Origin of the sequence: Prevotella multiformis DSM 16608, assembly GCF_000191065.1 — a bacterium.
GTDB classification, from domain to species: Bacteria; Bacteroidota; Bacteroidia; order Bacteroidales; family Bacteroidaceae; genus Prevotella; species Prevotella multiformis.
The window spans coordinates 263,269-281,199 of record NZ_GL872283.1 but is presented as its reverse complement, the minus strand read 5'-3'; the positions used below and the strand labels follow the sequence as shown (position 1 = coordinate 281,199).

Genomic DNA, 17,931 nt, shown 5'->3' with positions numbered 1-17,931 from the left:
TATCCATGGCAGTACAACACATCAAGGAATTGTGGCAACGGTGGCAGAAGGACTTCTGGCGTGTGTTCCGTTTCGGCATAACGGGTACGCTCTGTTCGCTCATCCATTACGGCATCTACTGTCTCTGCCTGCTCTTCACCAATACGACCCTTGCCTACACGGCGGGTTACGGCGTGGGGCTCGTCTGCAACTATGGGCTGACCACCTACTTCACTTTCCGAGGACGGCCCTCGAAATGCAATGCAGCGGGCTTTGCCGGCAGCCATATTGTCAATTACCTGTTGGAAATCGGCCTGCTCCATCTTTTCCTGTGGACGGGCGTCAGCAAGTGGCTGTCGCCGGTCCTCGTGATGGTGATCGCCGTCCCCATCAACTTCCTTCTGCTCCGGCTTGTCTTCATCAGGAAAGCATAGAAGACCCTTCCGGAATGTCCGTGCCGGCATATCGGGCAACAGACTGATACGGAAAAGACCATTTCATAACGCTCATGACGAGCGATGAAATGGTCTTTTCCGTTCTCTGCCTTTTCAGCTGCCGATAAAAGCCGACAGGCTGCCCGTCTGGCTCTTCCCCACCCTCCTGCACAGCATGTTGCGGAGTCGGAAGTTGATTATCCCCCTCTCCATTATAAGATTCATACCGTGTAAAGGCCGATTGCAAGAAGAAAGGCGGTTGACAGATTCCAATCAGGCAAAAGCAGACATTTACTTTTTCCCTTTCAAAGGAGATGCCTTTTGCTTTTTTTACACTTTTACTTTTTCACCATTAAAAGGGTCTTCTCATAGACGTCCAGGACCTGTGCGGCGACATTCTGATTCTCGAACCGTCTGACGTAATGCCGGCTTCTGCCGACCATCTCCGTACGGTTTTCCATTGCCGTCAGCACGGAGGCAGCCGCCCCTTCGACATCGTCGGGGTCTACATACAGGCAGTCGGGGCCTCCCGCCTCCTCCAGACAGCTGCCCGTTGCAGCCACCACCGGCAGTCCACTTTGTATGGCCTCGATGACAGGTACGCCGAAACCCTCGTACCGGGAGGGATAGATGAATGCCTCCGCCTGCCGATAGACAGCCGGGAGCAGGGTGTTGGGAACACCCTGCAGGAAGTGTATTCGATTGCCAAGGCCCAGTTTTCTGATTTCCGCATCAAGCTGTTTCTGGTATTTCGTCTGCCGGCCTACGATGACGAGATGCAGGTCGGCTGGCAGTTTTGCCATCGCCCGGATGCCCAGGAGGATGTTCTTCCGTACCTCCACCGTACCGACATTCAGCACATAACGCTGCGGAAGCCGGTACTTCCGGCGTGCCTCTACCAGCAGGGAGGGGCTGACGGGCTGGCTGAAGCGGGTGCTGCAGCTCTGATAGACCAGGTCGATCCTGTCCTCGGGGAAGTCGCCGTAATACAATATGTCACGCTTCGTACACGCACTGATGGCGATGATGCGCGTCGCCTCCCGCAGCATCTTGCGGAACTTCAGCTTATAGAAGAAAGCATCAAGGGCCGGGTAGAACTCCGGATGACGCAGGAAGATAAGGTCGTGGACGGTGACGACACCGGGAATGCCGGCCGCCGACAGCCCTTCCGGCAGCTCTCCCGACAGGCCGTGGTACAGTTCCACCCCATCCCGACAGAGCTCCTTCACCACACCTTTCATGCGCCACCAGTCGCGCTGCAGACGGAAACGAAGGTGGCTGGGATAGCAGAACCGGACGTTCTCCCTCGGCTGCACCTGGCAGCGGAGGTCGTCGCGCCCGGCATCAGGAGCGTAGAGCCGCAAGGTGGTATCAGGCATGAGCGGTGCCAGGTCGTTGACCAGCGTACGTCCGTAGCTGCCCAGACCTGTTCCGTTTCTTACGATTCGCTTGGCATCATAGCCTATTGTCTTCTTGTTCATGGTCGGTCATCTTTTCGTTTGGGGCATAGTCCTTGAAGCCCAATTCACAGCAGAGCCAGAACCAGAGGATGCTGACCGGCAGGGCACGGAGGGCGTAAGCCTGGATGTAGTCGTGACGTATGTGCTTCGGGAAGAGGTCGCAGTTGCCCATTCCCGACAGTATGAAAACGAATGCCATCAGTGCCGCCGCCCACTTCCCGCGCTTCCAGGGTGCGGCCGTGTACCATATACAGGCACCTGTGAGGGCGATGATATAGCCGCTTGCCTCGCTGCCCGTACTGAAGAGTATCACGAAGAGCAGCACCGAGGCAAGGAGGGTCTCTCGGAAGGCAAGGTACCGGTACTGCCGGCGGCGGAGGTAAGGCAGGGCGAAGAGCACCATGCCCGGGAGGATGAGCCACAGGTCGGAATAGTCCATACTGCCTGTCGTGCGCCGTACCAGACCCAACAGGGAGATGTTCTGTGCAAAGGAATGGATGTTCTCCGTGTTCTTTCCCACGAGACAGCTGAACCACTCGTGATACTGTCCGACGATGTAGCCGGGTGAGCTGATGGCCATCGGTGCAAGGAAGAGGACGACCGTCCAGACCGCCAGCCAGGCGGCCAGCCGCACCTTGTGGCGTGAGAAGAGGAAGAACGCCAGTCCGACGATACCGTAGATTTTCACCAGCGTCCCCAGCACGATGAAGAAAGCCGCCCATCCTTCATGCTCCTTCTCGATGAGAAAGAACGACGACAGGATGATGGCGGCAATGGCGATGTTGAACTGCTGCATGAACAGTGCCGTCAGCAGCGTAAAGCCGCAGAACCAGTAGATGTACACCTGCTGGCTCTTCCGCAGCCCCGACCAGTAGACCGCCGCAAACAGCCAGCCCGACAGGAACAGGAGCCACAGCAGCATGCCCGCCCACTCCGGGAGAACGGCGAAAGGAGCGATGATCAGGGAGAAAAGAGGGCCGTAATGGTTCACGTCATCATACTCTGCCGGGTAGGCGGCATAGAGCGACGTTCCGTTGACGGTGTGCCAGAACACGCCCTTGAAGATGAGAAAGTTGTTGTGGCTGCGGTGCAGTTTCAGCATTCCCGCCAGCGACAGCACCGTCCACAGTCCCAGCAGCACACGGCGGTCAGTGAGCAGGGGATGGCGCAGAATTCGTTTGATTTTATCATGCATACTCATTCGCATCATTTCATTATATTCCATATAACTTTTCAAAAGGAAAACTTTTCAACAAATATCAAAAAGAGCTACAAGGCATCTTGAAGTCTCCGGTACATCAAGACCAGACCATTAATCCAATAACTCCATGAACTTCTTACCTGTCACTTCAAAGGTGAACAGTCTGCTGTATTCGGCTCTCCCTTCGGCAATGCGTTCCTGCAATGGTCTGTCGGTGAGAGCTTCGTGCATTGCCTTGGCCAGTGCTCCGGCATCGCACATGGGTACCAGGATGCCAGCCTTGCCGTGGTTGAGGATTTCCTTCGGCCCAGTCGGGCAGTCGGAAGCCACGATCATCTTGTCCAGAAGCAGTGCCTCAAGCATTGTCGTGGGCAGCCCCTCGAAGTGGGAACTCTGTACGAACAGGCTGCAACGCTTCGTCCAAGGCAGCGGATTGGACATGAAACCCAGGAAAACAACGTGTTCCTCCACTCCGTTTTCACGTGCTGTCTGCTGCAGCTGTCCTAACGAATCGCCCTTGCCGATGACATACAGCTCCTCCGTATGCCCGTATTCCCTGCGCAGCAGGGAATAGGCTTTGATCAGTGTCGTTACGTCTTTCTGCGTCTCCTCCAGTCGCCCGATGCTCAGGATGAACGGCTTTTCAATGCGTCTGTCCGTCACGGGCTGGCTGGCAGCAGCTGTCAGAGCCTCTGTGTTGATGCTGTTGTAGATCAGGCACAGACGGTCCTTCTCGTTGGGGAAGTATTCCTGTGCCTCGTCGAACATGGCCTGGGAGATGGTCACAAGATGGTCATAGTCTCCCGACCGCTTCTGTAACCGGCGGACAGCACGTGGGAACAAGGCTTCATTGGCCCGCAGAGAACAATGATAGAACACGATTTTCCGGCACTTCAACGGCTTCATGAAAGAGCCGAAATAATTGACGAAATCGATGACGGCATCATTCTCATGCGACAATTTCAGCAAGGCGTGCTGGATGATGTAAAGCCGGATCGGATTCAGAAACAGCTCGTCCATCAGTTTATAAGGCTGTTTCAGCCTGTGCATCCAACGCCGCATCAACAGTCGGTTCTTGATGAGATGCACGACTTTGACATCCTTCGGTATGCGGGAATGGAACACCTCCAGGTCGCCCATATCATAACATATCACCAGCGTAATGTTATATTTTCCCGTATTCGAAAGGTTACGTAGATATTCGATGAGAACGGTCTCTGTTCCTCCGTCCAGGAAGAATCCGAACAGGAATGCAATGTTTCTCTTTTCCAAAGCGTATAATTTTATTGGTTAGGTCATGCCGCGGCTGCCTGTCCTCCACCTTGTCCTTATCTGCTGTGGGAAATGCAGGCATACAGCGCAGACGGTTTTACAAATTTAGATAAAAATCCCGAATTATAAGCCAGTTGGAATAAAAAAAGATGGCAATAATATCCTGAAAAAGATGTTCCATGCGTTTTTTATACGGCTATTCTGTGGAGATAATGAATATTTTATTATATTTGCAGCTATGAACGATGCACAACGTATTTCGGTCATCATCAACACCTACAATGCCGAACGGCATCTGGAGGCAGTCATCGAGGCGGTAAAAGACTTCGATGAGATTGTCGTCTGCGACATGGAGAGTACAGACCGGACGCTCGACATAGCACGCTCCTACGGCTGTAAGGTCGTCACCTTTCCGAAAGGCGACCTGCGCATCGTGGAGCCGGCACGCCAGTTCGCCATTGACAAGGCCGGTTCGCCTTGGGTGCTGGTGGTCGATGCAGATGAAATCGTCACGCCGGCATTGCGCAAGTATCTCTATGCTGCCATCCGGAAGGCCGACTGTCCCGATGCGATTGCCATCCCGCGGAAGAACTACTTCATGGGCAGGATGATGCACAGCAGCTATCCCGACTACATTGTCCGCTTCCTCCGGCGCAGCAAGTGCAGCTGGCCTCCGGTCATCCATGCCTCCCCCAAGGTGGACGGAAACATATGGAAGATTCCGGCATCACGCACGGATCTGGCTTTTGAGCACCTTGCCAACGACAGCGTTGCCGACATCATCCGCAAGAATAACACCTATTCCGATTACGAAGTGCCGCGCCGAAGGCAGAAGAAGTATGGCTGCATGGCACTCGTCTATCGTCCTGTTTTCCGCTTTTTCAAGTCTTATTTCCTCAAACGGGGCTGCCTGGACGGTGTGCCGGGACTGATTCATGCCGTGCTGGATGGCGGCTATCAGTTTTATATTGTGGCAAAATTAAGAGAGGAAAGGCAGTGCGACCCTATGTCTGTAAACACCCGGACACCAGCCCCCGACATCTGATCATGGTAACCATCAATCCCCAACCGTCAACCCCCGATACCCCTCTCCGCATCGTCTTCCTCATGTCGCGTTTTCTCGACGGGGGTATCGACACGGTGCTGATAGAGTATCTCAAGCATCTCTCGGAGAGCGAGGATGTGGAGATCACCCTGGCCATTGCGACGGCGATGGACAGCCTTGAAGTGTTCAGGCGTGAGGTGCCGGCGAACGTGAAGATCGTCTATTTCTCGCAGTCCCGCCGCCTGACGCATATCCAGCAAGGACGTGTACTCAAGATGACATCGCACCTCGCCAAAGTCTATGACGAGATGGTCAACAACCCCATCAGGCGGTATCGGGCACAGCGGGGCATCGACCGGCTGGCGAAGACGGCCGACCTCTTCATAGACTTCGACTGCTGCGCTTATTCTTTCCTGCGCTCTGTCCGCACGAAGAAGATCGCCTACTTCCACTTCAGCTTCGTACAGGCGATGCGGCAGAACGGACGCCGCATGAAACGGATCGGCAGGGAACTGGAACATTATGACCGGGTCGTTACCATTTCGAAAGCCATGCGGGAGGAGGGATGCCGGCTTTTCCCATCGCTGAAGGACAAGATGACCGTCATCTACAACGCCAAGAACCCGGAAATCATCCGCCAGAAAGCATCTGTCATACCGGATGACGAACGCATCGGCCGCCCTTATCTCCTGGCGGTGGAAAGGCTGGAAGAGTCGCAGAAAGACCTCACGACACTCCTTGAAGCATACGCCCTGCTGCGCAGCACGTACCATCGTGAGGAATGGCTGTACATCATCGGAAAGGGAAGTTCGGAAGAGGAACTGAAACAGAAGGCCCGGGCACTGGGGATAGCCGACCGCACCGTCTTCCTGGGTTTCTGCGCCAATCCTTATCCGTGGATGCTCCGCAGCAGGCTGCTGGTACACAGTGCGAAGTTCGAGGGACTGCCGACAGTCCTCATCGAAGGGCTCCTGCTCGACAAGCTCATGGTGGCTACCGACTGTCCGACGGGTCCCCGGGAGATTCTCGACAACGGGAAAGCCGGACTGCTTGTCCCGGTAGGCGATGCGGCGGCGTTCGCCCAAGAGACAGACCGGCTGCTCCGCGACACGCAGCTGCAGACAGCTGTTCTGCAGGGGGTACGCAGCCGCTCGGCCGATTTCACCTTTCAGGCCGTCGACAACAGGCTGCGGAAGCTCATGGGCATCGACCCTTCTGCCGGCGAAAGCAGTCCCGGCGGACAGCTGAAGACCCTGTTCCGCAATCTGAAGACAGACCATCCGCAGCTGCGGCAACCGTCAGGAGCAATGTCCCGCAACCTTGATGGGCAGACCGTCTGCAATGACCGATAATAGATAAAAAACGATGTTTCATAATTTAAAATACCTGTTCAGACATGCTGTCCTGCTGCTTGTCATCCTGTTCTTCGCACGCATCTGCTTTGCCGTTGCGTTCGTTCCCCTGGATGTCGTCAGCAGCCACCTGTCAGTATTCCCGCATCTGCTTTTCAATGTCCTGCGCTTCGACGTGCAGGTCGTCTGCTACGTGCTGCTGCTCCCCACGGTGCTGACATTCGTCTTCGCCGCCCTCAGGAGACCGTGGACCGACCGCGTGCTGAGCCGTTTCCGCCGCATCTACTTCTCCATCACCAGTATGCTCATTCTGATGATAAGCGGCATAGACCTCGGCTTCTACGCCAATTTCAACAGTCATATCAACCTCACCTTCTTCGATTTCTTCAACGAAGGACCGCTGGGTCTGCTCCAGACCATCTGGGAAGAATACCATTGTGTGTACGAGGCGATCGCCTTCCTCATCGTCCTGCTGCCGGTACTGTGGTGCATCCGCAGAATCGAAAGAGGCAGTGTGCCATCCGTCCCGGCCGCTTCCCCAGCACCATCAGCCGGCCCGTCTGTCCGTCGCCGCATCTGTCTGTCGGCTGTTCTCCTGCTTTACATCACCTTCCTTGCCATCGGACTGCGCGGTTCCGTATGGCGTTTCCCGCTGCAGATAGAAGATACCTTCGTGTCCGACCAGAAGACGTTGAACGACCTTGTGCCGAATGCCGTCTATATGCTCAAGAAGGCTTACAAGGAGAAGAAGGATGCTTTCCGGATGGAAAACACGGCCGACCTGCTGCAGCAGTTCCGCTTCAAGAGCCTGCAGGAGGCCCTGGATGTCTACACCGGCGGCAAGGTGAAGATGGAGGGAAAAGACACACTCGCCGCCCTGCAGCACGCACTCTTCGCCGAGGCGGCCGACACGATGCGGCTGCCGCAGCCCAACGTGGTCATCATCTACAGCGAGAGCTGGAGCAACTATCTGTTCCATCTGCAGCGGAAGGATGCCGAGATGTACTTCCATCTGCGCCGTCACTTCCATGACGACCTGCTTTTCCGCAACTTCCAGTCGGTGCAGAACGGTACGGTAGCCTCGCTCGAGAACCTCTACGTCTCTACGCCTTATCCCCGTTTCTTCGCTTCGGCCTACCGCTTCCGGCTGCTTCCCACGTCCATCGCGCTGCCTTTCAAGGCCAGCCGTTACACCACGATGTTCATGTCGGGCATGGATGCGGCGTGGGAGAACTGCGCCGAGGCACTGCTCCACCAGCATTTCGATGCCGTGTACGACAAGTTCCATATCCTCAAGGACTACCCCCGCGCCGCATACAACAGCATCGGTGTCTACGATGAATACCTCTTCCAGGCACTGCTGGGACAGCTGGAGAAACCGTCGGCGAAACGCAGGATGATCGCCGTGATGACGACGACGAACCACCCTCCTTTCGAGTTCCCGAGGAATCTGAAGCTCCCGCCGCTGCCGGAATCCATCTACCACAGCAAGTGCTTTGCCGAGCACAACCGCAAGGTACTGGACAAATACCTCACCGGCTTCCGCTATTATAATAAGGTGCTGGGCGAGTTCCTCGACCGTTTCAAGGCTTCGGCTGCTGCAAAGAACACCATCCTCGTCATTACGGGCGACCACAACGTGCGCTCCATCCTCGACTACGACACGGTAGACAAGCGGTACGAACACTCCGTACCGCTCTACATCTACCTGCCGCCTTACCTGCGCAGACCCGCCTACCGACAGCTCACCTGCCGCTGGGGCAGCCATGACGACATCGTGCCTACGCTGGCCCCCTTTGCGTTCCGCCATACGAGGTATTTCAAGATGGGACGGAACCTGCTGGACACCTCCGCACCCGACGGCATTTATTTCAGTTCCAACGTCGAGCAGATGGAGGCGGCACCCGCCTACCGACGTCAGGCAGAACGGCGCACGGATGCCCGCAACCTCCTGCGGCTGGTCTACTTCGGAAAGGTGCTCCGGTAACCGTACGGGCATCTGCCCTTTCACCACCCGATGGCAGGAAGCATTTCCTGTCCTGAAAATTTACCCTCTCTTCACAGACGAAGCTCCCGGAAGAACAGCTCCCTCTGCAGACGGGGAAAGACGAATAAGGCACAAGATGGGGAGAGGTATTGCACCGATTGTAACCCGCTCATTCACAGACAGGTTACATACCGGAAACAAAAAGGTGCTTACTTGCATTGCAAAAGGCCATCAGTTGCAAGGCAAGTAAGCACCACTTGGGATGCTATCAGGCGTTAGTTGGAAGACAGGCAGGGGTCAGTTACCGGACAGGGGGTGATTCCCACCTCTCAAAGGGACATCTGGACGATGGAGAACAGGCGGTTGTCCTGTCTTTGTTGTAAAGTTATTTCACATTCATATCACAAAGACCGGACACCCTCTTCCGGACAGGATGGAAACAGAAGACGGAACAGCCTTGCTTCATTTCCCCGATACCATTCGACTCATCAGGGAGTACGCTTGCAGGCAGACAGACGGATGAGCCGCAGACAGGAGATCATCCAAAGCCGTTCAGAAAACAATATGAAAAAGCCCCTTGCACCTGCCTGTAAGGTTACAAAGAAAGCGTATTCTCCGCTTCCGGTACTTTGACGCTTTCCTCCGCAGATATTGACAGAGCATGACGGAGAAGCCGTCTGCGGACCGCCGTCAGAAAATCATTTCCTTTCCTTCCCGTAGGTGTACTTTCCCGTTCACTTCCTCAAAATACTCATCGAACCGGGCACGTGTCCGCTTCCACCGGTTGTGACTCCAGAGATAAATCTCGGGCTGACGGCGGATCGACTTCTCAAGTTCCCGGAAGTAGAGATCGGTAATCTCGTACTCCGGCAAGGACTTTGTGTCCTCACGGATGATGCGGAACGCACAGTTGTAATGGCCTCGGCGGATGCGTGTCACGTCACCATAGACGAAGACCTGCCGGGTGTGCTTCACGATCCGTTCCGCCCCGGTGAGCACCGGTGTCTCCTGGTTCAGGAACTTTATCCAGTGGTGTATGTTCCACCAGAAGGGTGTCTGGTCAGAGATATAGCCCACGACAACCGGCTTGCCGGCACGTCCGAACTGGATGATCTTGCGCAGAGACTCCTGCATGGGGATGCAGCGTGCGTCGTGCCGCTCGCGTACGAACTTGAAAAGGCGGTCGAAGTATTCGTTTTCCAGAGGGTGGTAGATCTGGCAGCAGACGGAGTCTTCTACCCAGTAGGGCAGTGAGGTAATCCATTCCCAGTTGCCGAGATGTCCCAGATAGATGGCGACGGACCGGCCCTCGGACAGGAGTCTGTTCAGTTCTTCCGTACCTGTGAAGGTCATCCGCTGCATCAGCTGTTCCCGGCTCATGGTCATGAGCTTGAACGTCTCTACGACGTAATCGCAGAACCAGTGGTAGAAGCCTTGCTCTATGCGGTGCAGTTCCGCATCGGTCTTCTCGGGAAAGCTGTTCCGGAGGTTCTTTCCTATCACCTTGTGGCGGTATTTCACGATATGCGCCATAATCAGATAGAAGACATCAGAGAACAGGTACAGCACCGGGAAGGGCAGGAGTGCCAGCAGATACCAGAAGCCGTAGGCAAGGAGATAAAGGGTCTTGTAAAAGGCTTTCTTCATTAGAATTGCGGGTTGTTGACCGTGGGATGAAGCCGGTCGTGTACCATCCGGTACATATACTGATAGATGACGGCTTTCAGTTCCTGTTCCATCTTGGCCTGTTCGGGCACGTGTCCGAGGAGGTTGCGGCGCATCAGCGGGTCGGTGACACGGTAGATGGCCTTCGTCTGCCGGCCGTCCCACTGGAGCACGTAGCCGTATCTGACGTACTGGTAGATGCCGTTCAGATAGTTCACCGCCCATGTCTTCTCCGCCGGCGTGTGCAGCAGATCGATGCCGAAGGACAGGTAAGGACCGGCATTATAACCGATGTGGTTCAGCAGTGTCGGCATGATGTCGATCTGCTGTGCCACGCCGTCTACACGTCCTGGCTTTATTTCTCCGGATGGATCATATATAATAATAGGTGAGCAGAAACCGCCGATGTCGGTCATATACTGCTCATGGTCGCTCTGGTTGGTGTGGTCGCTCGTGAGTACGAAGATGGTGTTCTTGAACCAGGGCTGCTTGCTGGCAGAGGCAAAGAACCTGCCGATCGCCATGTCTGTATAGCGGATGCACTTCTGGATAGGGAGGTGTTCCTCCTTGAAGACATCTTTGTATTTCTCCGGTACGACAAAGGGGTCGTGGCTGGAGACGGTGAAGAGAGCGGTCATGAACGGCTGCTTCATCTCGCCCATTTTCGTACAGTAGTATTGCAGGAACGGCTCGTCCCAGATGCCCCAGTTGCCGTCGAAGTCCTTGTCGCCGCCGAAGCGGGGGTCTTCGTCATAGTCCTGCCGGCCGTAATACTTCTGGAAGCCGATTTTGTTGGCAAAGGCGAGGAACCCCATCGAACCGCGGTTGGCACCATGAAAGAAGGCCGTCTCGTAGCCCCACCTGCTGAGCAGACCCGGCAGACCGGTATAGTCGTTCATCGAAGCCGGCGTGAGGATGAAGGGCTCGCCGAAGCGTGGTATGCTGCAGAGGATGGACGGCATGCCGTCAATGCTTTTCCGTCCGTTGCAGTACGAGAAGCGATAGACGAGGCTTTTGTCGATGAGCCGGTCTACATTCGGTGTGTATCCCTTGTATTTGCCGCCGAAGAAGTCACGGTTGAAGCCGCCGATGTATTCTCGTCCGAAGCTCTCGACAATCAGGATCACGATGTTCTTCTTGTTCGGAAGGCGTACTCCGGAAGCAGGGTTCGGAGCCTTGTACTGCATCCAGTGGACAGGATCGTAGACTTCACGTGCGGCCGCCAGAGAGGGGAAGTAATCGGGAACGGAAAAGTCCGACTTGCCTATCGTGCGGATAAGGGCAAAGGGGGTGTTGAGCACCAGGGCGCAGTCTGTCGGCCGTTCCACGTACTGGTTGGCGTTGCTGATGGTGATCGGGCGTACTCCCGACTGCAGGCCGCCCCGGCAACCGGCTACGGTGGCGACAGCGGCAATGGCAAGGCACACAAACAACTGAACCGCATAGGCCGACCGCTGGCGCAGGCTTTTATAGCTGCTGTGGTCAGTATGCGGCATGACATATAACTTACTGGCAAGCCATAGAACGAAGATGAAAATCAGGATGAGGTACCAGTGGGTGACAGCATTGTGAAACAGGATGCCAACGATGTTGTTTTCGTTGTCGAACTCACGGAACACGCTGGTCGTGGTGCGGCGCAGTGTGAAAGGGAAATACACCGAATCGGCAAGGTTGATGGCGAGTGACAGGCCATTGACAACCATGAACACCCATTTGCAGACCCTGTGATAGACCGGGTTTTCCTTTCTCCAAAGCGGGAAAAGCATCAGGACGATGTAGAGAATGTGGGTGTAGAAGATGGCTGTCGTATCGAAAAGAAGGCTTCCGCGCACCCACATCCAGAGCGAAGAAGCCGACAGTCCGTCAACGAAGTAACTGTAGTTGACAACGAAATAAACCAGTCGTGCCACAAAGAAGATACAGTAAGCCAGCAGCAGGTTAAGCACCAATGCTATCGGCGAGCCGTATGTGGACTTCAATAAACGTTTCATTTGCAATCTTCCTGTTCCTTGTCTTATATTTCCTGCATATCGTGCAGTTTCTTGTAATAGCCGTCCAGTGCCATCAGTTCGTCGTGTGTCCCGCGCTCCACGATCTCGCCTTCCTGCATCACGCATATCTCGTCTGCATTCTTGATGGTGGACAGGCGGTGAGCCACGGCGATGGTGGTCCGGGTCTTCATGAGCTTGTAGAGTGCATCCTGCACAAGCCGTTCGCTCTCGGTATCGAGGGCCGACGTGGCTTCGTCCAGGATGAGAATAGGCGGATTCTTGAGAATGGCACGGGCGATGCTGACACGCTGGCGCTGTCCGCCGGAGAGGCGTCCGCCACGGTCGCCGATGTTGGTGTCGTATCCTTTCTCGCTGTGAAGGATAAATTCGTGGGCGTTGGCAATCTTCGCCGCTTCGACGATGGCCTCGTCTGTGGCATTGACACCGAAGGAGATGTTGTTCTTGAAGCTGTCGTTGAAGAGGATGGCCTCCTGGTTCACGTTGCCGATGAGCTGGCGCAGGTCGTGTACACCCAGGTCCTTGATGTTGATGCCGTCGATGAGTATTTCGCCTTTCTGCACATCATAGTAACGCGGGATAAGGTCGACCAGCGTCGACTTCCCGCTGCCGCTCTGCCCGACCAGGGCGACCGTCTTGCCCTTTGGAATGACGAGGTTGATGTCCTTCAGTACCCATTGAAGCACCGGATTGCCGTCACTGTCCTTTCCGTCGGCATAGGCGAAGCTGACGTGGCGGAACTCGATCTCATGCTGGAACGACTTGATGTGTATGGGGTTTTCGGGATCCTGTATCGCCACTTCCGCCTTGAGTATCTTGTCCACACGCTCCATGGAAGCGAGTCCCTTGGGGATGTTGTAGCCCGCACGGGAGAACTCCTTGAGCGGATTGAGGATGCTGTACAGGATGACAAGATAGTAGATGAAGGTCGGCCCGCTGATGATCGGATACTCTCCCAGGACGAGCGTACCGCCGAACCAGAGCACGACGACGATCATCACCGTTCCGAGGAACTCGCTCATCGGATGTGCCAGCTGCTGGCGGATGTTCACCCGCATGATGTCGTTGCGGTACTGCGAGTTGACCTTGTCAAAACGTTCGTTCATCAGTTCTTCCGCACAGAACGCCTTGATGACCCTCAGTCCTCCCAGGGTCTCTTCCACCTGGCTCATCGTGTCGCTCCACAGTGCCTGCGCCGTGATGCTGTTCTGCTTCAGCTTCCTGCCGACGAATCCCATGAACCAGCCGAAGACGGGTACGAAGATGAGGGTGAAGAGCGTCAGCTGCCAGGAGATGATCAGCAGGGTGGTGAAGTAAATGACGATGAGGACGGGGTTCTTGAAGAGCATGTCGATGGAAGACATGATGGAACCGTCGATCTCCTGTACGTCACCGCTCATGCGGGCGATGATGTCTCCCTTTCTCTCCTCGCTGAAGAATCCCAGTGAAAGGGACGTGATCTTCTCGTAGAGCTGGTTGCGGATGTCGCGGACCACGCCGGTCCGGATGGGGATGATGGAGGCCGATGACAGGAAGTAGGCTCCTGTCTTCAGGAATGTCATGAAGGCAAGCAGCAGTCCGATGCCCAGCAGCACCGTTGTCGGCCCCCAGCTTGTAATGTATATCTGCGTGTAATAGTCGGCATTGTTCGACAGCACCTCTTTGAAGGACCCCTCGCTCCATGCCATGACGCGTGTCGCACCGGTTCCGGCATCCACCTTGAAGAGAATCTGCAGAAGCGGTATGAGCGTTGCAAAGGAGAAGATGTTGAGCAATGCCGACAATATATTGAAGACGATTGACAGTGCAAGGTACTTCTTGTAAGGCGGTACGAACCTACGCAATACGTGTAAAAATTCCCTCATAGGTACTTGAATTAGCCTGTGCAAAAGTAGTTATTAAAAGTAAAACCGCAAAATAGTTCCGTGCTTTTATCCTTATATATAAGCAATGTTTACACTTCTTCACCAAAAAGCGTGGCACTGGTAGACCCTGTGATGCGTACCCGGACCGTCTCGCCGATGTGATGGCTGCCGCGGGCAATGACCACCGCCTTGTTCTGCGGCGTACGTCCCATGAGCTGTTCACGGCTCCGTTTGCCGAAGCGTTCGATGAGAATGTCAAACTCCCTGCCCTCGTCCTTCCTGTTCTGCTCGGCCGAGATCTCCGTCTGGAGGCGTATCAGCTCGTTCAGACGGCGTATCTTCTCTTCCTCGGGCACATTGTCGGGCAGGTGCCTGGCAGCGTATGTCCCCGGCCGCTCGGAGTATTTGAACATGAAGGCAGAGTCGAATCCCACCTCACGCATCAGCGAGAGTGTCTGCTGGAAGTCTTCTTCCGTCTCGTTGTGATAGCCGATGAAGATGTCGGTCGTCAGGCCACAGTCCGGGACAAGGCGGCGGATGGCGGCCACCTTCGCCAGATAATCTTCGCGGGTGTACTTGCGGTTCATCAGCTTCAGAACGTTGTTGCTGCCGCTCTGCGCCGGGAAATGGATATGGTGGCAGAGGTTCGGCTCGGCAGCGACGGCCTCGACGATGTCCTCCGTCATGTCTTCCGGATTCGACGTAGTGAACCGCACACGCATATCGGGCACGCTCTGCGCCACCTTGCGGAGCAGTTCGGCGAACGACGTCCCATTCTCCGGCCGTCTGCCGTTCGGCAGCAGACCGTAGGAGTTGACATTCTGTCCCAGCAGCGTAACCTCCTTGAAGCCCTTGTCGTGCAGGTCGTGTACCTCCTTCAGGATGCTTTCCACATCGCGCGAACGTTCACGGCCACGGGTGAAGGGCACAATGCAATAATGGCAGAAGTTGTTGCAGCCGCGCATGATGCTCACGAAGCCGGACACCCTGTTGCCGCCGATGCGCTGCGGTACGACATCACGGTAGGTCTCGGTGGTCGACAGCTCGATGTCCATCGCATTCATGCCGTTCTCGCACTGTGCGATCATGTCGGGCAGGTTGAGGTAGGAGTCAGGGCCGCATACCAGGTTGGCATGGTGGTTCTGGATAAGGTCGTCCCGCACACGCTCTGCCATGCACCCCAGCACGCCCAGGATCAGCCCGCGCCCTTTCTTCTGCTCGGCATGCAGGGCTTCCAGCCGGTGGTAGATCTTGTTCTCCGCATTCTCGCGTACAGAACAGGTATTGAGGAAGATGGCATCAGCCTCCTCCTCATTTTCGCATACGTCGTAGCCGGCCATCTTCATGACGGAGGCCACGACCTCGGAGTCTGCCACGTTCATCTGGCAGCCGTAGGTCTCAATATATAGTTTCTTCATTCTTGTGTTATCTTGCAAATGACCGGCGCAAAGGTACGGAAAATATTGCAGACCGCCGAAGAACCGCCTGACTATTCGACCGTTGGCACGAGGACCGCACACGCCGGAGGGATCTGCATGGGCACCGGCACACCGGCGGAGGCGGCAGGACAGGGACACGCCCTGCCGCCATCATCCCTACTTCAAGAGCCCCTTGGAGGACTTGTATGCAGCCCTCTTCCCGACAGCCGCCCGATCAAAAAGAAGCCGCCGGGCAGGACATTCATCCCCACTGCCTGCGTGCTTTGTCGGATATTTTAAGTAACTTTGCAGCCTTATAACAAGACAATGAACAAGAACAGAAACGAATTCGAGATAATGGCACCCGTCGGCTCCCGCGAGTCGCTGGCAGCCGCCATCCATGCCGGAGCCGACTCCGTGTACTTCGGCATCGGGAAGCTGAATATGCGTTCCCACTCTGCCAACCACTTCACCGTCGACGACCTCAAGGAGATTGCCGGGACGTGCAAGGCACAGGGCATCAAGACCTATCTGACGGTGAATACCGTCATCTACGGCGAAGATATCGAGACGATGCACGGCATCATCGATGCCGCCAAGGCCGCCGGCATCACCGCCGTCATCGCCAGCGACGTGGCGGTGATGATGTATTGCCGGCAGGCGGGCGTAGAGGTACACCTCTCCACGCAGCTGAACATCTCGAACATCGATGCCCTGAAGTTCTATGCACAGTTTGCAGACGTCGCCGTCCTGGCGCGCGAACTGAACATGGAGCAGGTAAAGGAGATACACGGACAGATCCTGGCACGGAACATCTGCGGGCCGATGGGGCAGCCCGTCCGCATCGAGATGTTCTGCCACGGCGCACTCTGCATGGCCATATCGGGCAAGTGTTACATGAGCCTGCACGATGCCAACCGCTCTGCCAACCGGGGCGAATGCGTGCAGATCTGCCGCCGCAGCTACACCGTGACCGACAACGAGACCGGCAACCAGCTGGAGATTGACAACAAGTACATCATGAGCCCGAAAGACCTGAAGACCGTCCGGTTCATCGACCGGATGATGGATGCCGGCGTACGGGTATTCAAGATCGAAGGACGGGCCCGCGGACCGGAATACGTCCATACCGTCGTCACCTGCTACCGTGAAGCCATCGAGAGCGTGCTCGACGGAACGTTCACAGAAGCGAAGAAAGACCAGTGGGACGAACGGCTCTCCACCGTCTTCAACCGCGGTTTCTGGGACGGATACTATCAAGGAAAGAAGATGGGCGAATGGACCCGGGAATACGGCAACAAAGCCACGGAGAAGAAGGTGCTCATCGGTAAAGTGATGAAGTATTTCTCCCGTCTGGGCGTTGCCGAGATCGCCGTAGAGGCCAACACCTTCGCCAAGGGCGACAAACTCCTCGTCACCGGCAACACCACGGGAGCCATGTTCCTCCATGCCGACGAAATCCGTTACGATCTCAAGCCGGTCGAGGTGGCCGAACAGGGATGGCGGGTGTCGATTCCCGTACCTGACAAAGTGCGGCCGAACGACAAACTGTTCAAGCTGATCAGAAACTGAGAAGGGGAGAGACCCGAGGGAAACGGAGTGAAGACAAACGCATCCCTGGGAACCATCCAGGGGTATCCCGCCATGGGGTCTGGCTTCTCCCTCCTCCCCGGCTCCTTATAAAATAGAAGAACAATGACAATAAACGAAGCACAAGACGCGGTAATCGAAGAGTTTGAAGACTTCACCGACTGGATGGACAAATACCAGATGCTCATCGACTTGGGAAACGAACTGCAACCGCTGGACGAAAAGTACAAGAACGAGCAGAACCTCATTGACGGATGTCAGAGCCGTGTATGGCTGCAATGCGACAACATAGACGGAAAGCTTGCCTTTACAGCCGACTCCGACGCACTGATCACCAAGGGCATCATCGCCCTGCTGATCCGTGTCCTGAACCATCACACACCGCAGGAGATTCTCGATACCGACCTGTATTTCATCGACAGGATCGGACTGCGCCAGCATCTATCACCGACACGCAGCAACGGCCTGCTCTCCATGGTGAAGAGAATCAAGGCATATGCACTGGTCTTCAACATGAAGTAAGCAGAGACAGTCCCTGTCTTCCGCCGCACCCTGTCCCTCTCCTGCACGGGAGAGGAAGGCGGGTCTGCACTTGTCAGATACTACCCTTTTCAACTCATCCCTCCTGTATCCTCTCCTTTCCCGGAGTGCCGG

At 55.6% G+C, this 17,931-nt stretch carries 13 protein-coding genes; 6 read left to right on the top strand and 7 right to left on the bottom strand.

The genetic code is table 11. From position 1 onward, the window contains the following. Nucleotides 1–5 precede the first annotated feature (5 nt). Entirely contained in the window at nucleotides 6–413 is a 408-nt protein-coding gene (locus HMPREF9141_RS06475; RefSeq protein WP_007367811.1) for a GtrA family protein, read from the top strand. Nucleotides 414–751: 338 nt separating this feature from the next. Here HMPREF9141_RS06475 and HMPREF9141_RS06465 read toward each other — a convergent pair whose 3' ends face one another. The 3 genes from HMPREF9141_RS06465 to HMPREF9141_RS06455 all read right to left on the bottom strand — a co-directional run bounded on the left by HMPREF9141_RS06465 (nucleotide 752) and on the right by HMPREF9141_RS06455 (nucleotide 4,346). Next, nucleotides 752–1,894, bottom strand: coding sequence for a glycosyltransferase family 4 protein (locus HMPREF9141_RS06465; protein ID WP_007367810.1), 1,143 nt, complete (start codon nucleotides 1,892–1,894; stop codon nucleotides 752–754). Next, a complete protein-coding gene (locus HMPREF9141_RS06460) occupies nucleotides 1,869–3,068 on the bottom strand; it encodes a glycosyltransferase family 87 protein (RefSeq protein WP_040554938.1) in 1,200 nt (399 codons plus the stop codon). Before HMPREF9141_RS06460 ends, HMPREF9141_RS06465 begins: the two co-directional genes overlap by 26 nt. Before the next feature lie 117 nt (nucleotides 3,069–3,185). Beyond that, nucleotides 3,186–4,346, bottom strand: coding sequence for a glycosyltransferase (locus HMPREF9141_RS06455; RefSeq protein WP_007367808.1), 1,161 nt, complete (start codon nucleotides 4,344–4,346; stop codon nucleotides 3,186–3,188). A 172-nt stretch (nucleotides 4,347–4,518) separates the two neighbouring features. Here HMPREF9141_RS06455 and HMPREF9141_RS06450 point away from each other — a divergent pair, with 172 nt between their 5' ends. The 3 genes from HMPREF9141_RS06450 to HMPREF9141_RS06440 are packed head-to-tail and all read left to right on the top strand — an operon-like array spanning nucleotide 4,519 to nucleotide 8,730. After that, nucleotides 4,519–5,391 (top strand): glycosyltransferase family 2 protein, encoded by an 873-nt coding sequence (locus tag HMPREF9141_RS06450; RefSeq protein ID WP_007367807.1) that lies wholly within the window; start codon nucleotides 4,519–4,521, stop codon nucleotides 5,389–5,391. 2 nt (nucleotides 5,392–5,393) lie between these two features. Continuing rightward, nucleotides 5,394–6,743: a glycosyltransferase gene (locus HMPREF9141_RS06445; RefSeq protein WP_007367806.1), complete on the top strand. Its 1,350-nt coding sequence runs from the start codon at nucleotides 5,394–5,396 to the stop codon at nucleotides 6,741–6,743. 13 nt (nucleotides 6,744–6,756) lie between these two features. After that, nucleotides 6,757–8,730 (top strand): LTA synthase family protein, encoded by a 1,974-nt coding sequence (locus HMPREF9141_RS06440; protein ID WP_007367805.1) that lies wholly within the window; start codon nucleotides 6,757–6,759, stop codon nucleotides 8,728–8,730. Between the two features lie 690 nt (nucleotides 8,731–9,420). Here HMPREF9141_RS06440 and HMPREF9141_RS06435 read toward each other — a convergent pair. From HMPREF9141_RS06435 to miaB, 4 genes are all read right to left on the bottom strand, one after another. After that, complete coding sequence (locus HMPREF9141_RS06435; protein WP_007367802.1) at nucleotides 9,421–10,377, bottom strand: lysophospholipid acyltransferase family protein; 957 nt, start codon at nucleotides 10,375–10,377, stop codon at nucleotides 9,421–9,423. After that, nucleotides 10,377–12,386, bottom strand: coding sequence for an LTA synthase family protein (locus HMPREF9141_RS06430; protein ID WP_007367801.1), 2,010 nt, complete (start codon nucleotides 12,384–12,386; stop codon nucleotides 10,377–10,379). Before HMPREF9141_RS06430 ends, HMPREF9141_RS06435 begins: the two co-directional genes overlap by 1 nt. A gap of 23 nt (nucleotides 12,387–12,409) precedes the next feature. Continuing rightward, nucleotides 12,410–14,269 carry an ABC transporter ATP-binding protein gene (locus HMPREF9141_RS06425; protein ID WP_007367800.1) on the bottom strand — a complete coding sequence of 620 codons (1,860 nt, stop codon included), beginning with the start codon at nucleotides 14,267–14,269 and terminating at the stop codon, nucleotides 12,410–12,412. 89 nt (nucleotides 14,270–14,358) lie between these two features. Next, nucleotides 14,359–15,687, bottom strand: a complete 1,329-nt coding sequence (miaB, locus tag HMPREF9141_RS06420; RefSeq protein WP_007367798.1) for a tRNA (N6-isopentenyl adenosine(37)-C2)-methylthiotransferase MiaB — start codon at nucleotides 15,685–15,687, stop codon at nucleotides 14,359–14,361. A 327-nt stretch (nucleotides 15,688–16,014) separates the two neighbouring features. Between miaB and HMPREF9141_RS06410 the strand changes: the two genes are divergently transcribed. Further along, the gene (locus tag HMPREF9141_RS06410; RefSeq protein WP_007367797.1) at nucleotides 16,015–17,259 is read left to right on the top strand and encodes a peptidase U32 family protein; all 1,245 of its coding nucleotides are present in this window, start codon (nucleotides 16,015–16,017) and stop codon (nucleotides 17,257–17,259) included. A gap of 123 nt (nucleotides 17,260–17,382) precedes the next feature. Further along, nucleotides 17,383–17,799 (top strand): SufE family protein, encoded by a 417-nt coding sequence (locus HMPREF9141_RS06405; RefSeq protein WP_007367796.1) that lies wholly within the window; start codon nucleotides 17,383–17,385, stop codon nucleotides 17,797–17,799. Nucleotides 17,800–17,931 lie beyond the last annotated feature (132 nt).